Annotated in this window: 1 protein-coding gene; it reads left to right on the top strand. The window is 73.3% G+C overall.

Annotated features, from left to right (window positions below; genetic code table 11):
• Positions 1-309: 309 nt before the first annotated feature.
• Positions 310-1,623 carry a ricin-type beta-trefoil lectin domain protein gene (locus ACFXGA_RS38085; RefSeq protein ID WP_378097363.1) on the top strand — a complete coding sequence of 438 codons (1,314 nt, stop codon included), beginning with the start codon at positions 310-312 and terminating at the stop codon, positions 1,621-1,623.
• Positions 1,624-1,718: the final 95 nt, after the last annotated feature.

The following is a 1,718-nucleotide window of genomic DNA, read 5'->3' on the forward strand; positions in this document are numbered from 1 at the left end:
CGGCCACCACCTCTTCTCGCTAACGGGCCGGGCGGGGCCCCATGGCCGCCCCCCGGCCCCACCCCCCGTGCCGCCCGGATCGCGCCGTGCCGTCCCGGCGCCCGCGGCGACCGCCGCCGGCAACCGCGAATGAGTCGGACACATCGGCGTCACCGGATCGGGTGACGCACCGGCCCCGCGCCCGGCGTGCGACCTCTTCGCCGCACCCGCGGTAAGCGCTTCCCGGCCGGCTCCCCGCATCCGCGCGCCCCGTGCGGACCGCCGACTCGCCGCCACTTCCCCACCCCATCACAGAACGGATGCACACCCGTGTCCCACAACGATCGCCCCCGCCGGCGTTGGGCCCTGATAGGCGCCGCCGCCGCACTGCTCCTGGGCGGCGCCGACGTCGCCGGCGCGCAGCCCGCACCCGCGGCCGCGGCCCCCGACGTCGTCACCGCCGCCGCGACCCCGGGGTGCGGCAAGACGCCCACCCTGCGCAGCGGCACGCACACGATCCAGAGCGGCGGCAAGTCGCGCAGCTTCATCCTCAGCATCCCGGACAACTACAACAACACCTACCAGCACCGGCTGATCTTCGGGTTCCACTGGTGGGGCGGCACCGCCAACGACGTCGCCTCGGGCGGCAGCGACGGCGACGTCTACGCGCACTACGGGCTGCGCCGGCTGGCGAACAACACCGCGATCTTCGTCGCGCCCCAGGGCATCGGCAACGGCTGGGCGAACTCCGGCGGCGAGGACGTCACGTTCGTCGACGACATGATCCGGCGGATCGAGGACGACCTGTGCGTCGACACGACGCAGCGCTTCGCCCTGGGCTTCAGCTACGGCGGGGCCATGAGCTACTCGCTCGCGTGCTCGCGGCCCACCGCGTTCCGCGCGGTCGCCGCCATCGCCGCGCCCGGCGAGATCAGCGGGTGCAGCGGCGGCACGCAGCCGGTGGCGTACATGGGCATCCACGGCATCTCCGACAACATCGGGGCGGGCCGGTCGCTGCGGGACAGGTTCGTCCGGAACAACGGCTGCACGGCGCAGAACGCGCCCGAGCCCGCGCGCGGCAGCAACACGCACATCAGCACCACCTACTCGGGGTGCCGCAGCGGGTACCCGGTCGTGTGGGCCGCCTTCGACGGCGGTCACCAGCAGGGCCCCGTGGACGGCTGCGCGGGCTGCGAGAGCGGCGCGCGGAGCTGGGTCAAGGGCGAGGTGTGGAAGTTCTTCACCGGTGAGCAGCCGCCGGCCCCGACCACGTTCCGGCTGCGCGGCGAGGCCAGCGGCCGCTGCCTGGACGTCAACGGCGCGAACTCGGCGAACGGCACCCCGATGATCGTCTGGGACTGCAACTCGGGCGCGAACCAGCAGTTCAGCCTGAACGGGCAGACTCTGCGGGTGCTGGGCAAGTGCCTGGACGTGCCCAGCGGCGCCGCCGCCGGCACGCGGGTGCGGATCTGGGACTGCCAGGGCGGCGCGAACCAGCAGTGGGCGCTCAACGCCAACGGCACGATCAGCAACGCGCAGAGCGGGCTGTGCCTGGACGTCAGCGGCGCCGCCACCGCCAACGGGTCCGCGGTGGTCGTGTGGAACTGCCACGGCGGCGCGAACCAGCGCTGGGTGCGGGCGTAACCCGCGGACGTGGTCCGGCCGCTGTGTCTTATAAACAAATCCGAGCCCCCCAGACACAACCGTATCTGGGGTTGGGGGGGTGGGGGGGGTTGTTG

Origin of the sequence: Actinosynnema sp. NPDC059335, from assembly GCF_042752395.1 — a bacterium.
Classification (GTDB): Bacteria; Actinomycetota; Actinomycetes; order Mycobacteriales; family Pseudonocardiaceae; genus Actinosynnema.